The organism is uncultured Campylobacter sp. (assembly GCF_938018145.1).
Lineage (GTDB): Bacteria > Campylobacterota > Campylobacteria > Campylobacterales > Campylobacteraceae > Campylobacter_A.
The window spans coordinates 1-1,770 of record NZ_CALIII010000259.1 but is presented as its reverse complement, the minus strand read 5'-3'; the positions used below and the strand labels follow the sequence as shown (position 1 = coordinate 1,770).

General features: G+C 50.5%; 1 protein-coding gene. It reads left to right on the top strand.

Annotated elements, in window-relative coordinates; genetic code table 11:
• Positions 1-122 precede the first annotated feature (122 nt).
• A complete protein-coding gene (locus tag Q0338_RS05970) occupies positions 123-1,583 on the top strand; it encodes an aldehyde dehydrogenase family protein (protein ID WP_298085960.1) in 1,461 nt (486 codons plus the stop codon).
• Positions 1,584-1,770: the final 187 nt, after the last annotated feature.

The following is a 1,770-nucleotide window of genomic DNA, read 5'->3' as shown; positions in this document are numbered from 1 at the left end:
TTTAACCTAGAATCCCGTCAAATTTCCGCTCAAATTTTTGATAACGATTATTTTCTAATTATCAAATTATTTATATTCGAGGAGTAATATTTCAGTTATTAAATAATTTTAAAGGAGAAAAAATGGTTAAGTTACAAGAAAAATACGGCCTTTTTATAAACGGCGAATTCGTCCCCGCAAGCAGCGGCAAGACGCTAGATACCTTTGATCCCGCCACCGGCAAAAAGCTAGCCGCGATCGCGGACGCGAGCAAAGAGGACGTGGACGCCGCGGTCAAGGCTGCGCGAGAGGCGTTTAAGACGTTTCGCCACAGCACCGTAAGCGAGCGAAGCAGAATTTTGCTCAAAATCGCCGATATAATCGACGCAAACAAAGACTTTTTAGCCGCAGTCGAGACGATGGACAACGGCAAGCCTATCCGCGAGACGCTAAACGTGGACGTGCCGTACGCGGCGGAGCATTTTAGGTATTTTGCAGGCGTGATCCAGGGCGAAGAAGGCAGCGCAAACGTGCTCGAGGAAAAGCACCTCTCGCTAATCTTGCGCGAGCCTATCGGCGTCGTAGCGCAGATCGTGCCGTGGAATTTCCCGTTTTTGATGGCGGCGTGGAAGCTAGCTCCGGTCATCGCAGCAGGCGACACGAGCGTGCTAAAACCGTCGTCTGAAACGAGCCTGAGCGTGCTCGAGCTAATGCGCCTCATCAAAGACGTGCTACCAAAAGGCGTCGTAAACGTGATCACGGGCAAGGGCAGTGGCGCTGGCGAGTTCTTGCAAAAGCATAGCGGCATCGACAAGATCGCGTTTACCGGCTCGACCGAGATCGGACGCGAGATCGCTATCTCGGCGGCTGAAAAAATCATCCCGGCAACGCTCGAGCTAGGCGGCAAATCAGCCAACATCATCTACGCCGACGCAGACTTCGATCTAGCTCTAGATGGCGTTCAGATGGGTATTTTGTTTAACCAAGGGCAAGTTTGCTGCGCGGGCAGTAGGATATTTGTCGAGGAGAAAATTTACGACAAATTTATCGCCGCGGCGGTGGAGAAATTTAAAAATCTAAAAGTCGGCGATCCGCTCGATCCAAAGACGCAGATGGGCTCTCAAATCAACGCCAAACAAGCCGCCAAAATCGTCGAGTACATCAACATCGGCGTCAAAGAAGGCGCTAAAATCGCCGTCGGAGGCAAACTAGCGGCTGCGGGCGATAGCTTCGTCGAGCCGACGCTGCTAGTGGACGTGAGCAACGATATGCGCGTGGCGAGAGAGGAGATCTTCGGGCCTGTGGGCGTCGTGATCAAATTTAAAAACGAGGACGAGCTCATCAAGATGGTAAACGACAGCGAATACGGCCTAGGCGGCGGCGTATTCACGCAGGACATCACTCGCGCCATCCGCACCGCGCGCGCGATGGAGACGGGCCGCGTGTGGATAAACTGCTACAACCAGATCCCGGCGGGCAGCCCGTTTGGCGGCTACAAGAGCTCCGGCATCGGCCGCGAAACGCACAAAATCATCCTTGAGCACTACACTCAGATGAAAAATATCATGGTAAATTTGACGGGCAAGGTTAGTTCGTTTTATTAAAATTTGCTAGCACAAATTTGGGTCGGGCGGTTTGTCCGACCCTTTTTACACGGGCTTTTAAGCCGACAAACTCTTCTAAATTTACATCAAATTAAAACCAACTTTTATCTGCTCTAATCTTAAATTTAATATCAAGCCAGTGATTTTACATTAAACAAAATCACTCCCTGGACTGCAAATCTAGCCA

Bases quoted from the DNA above. Each gene is read 5' to 3' on its own strand.
- Q0338_RS05970 (WP_298085960.1), top strand. From the start codon at position 123: ATGGTTAAGTTACAAGAAAAATACGGCCTTTTTATAAACGGCGAATTC.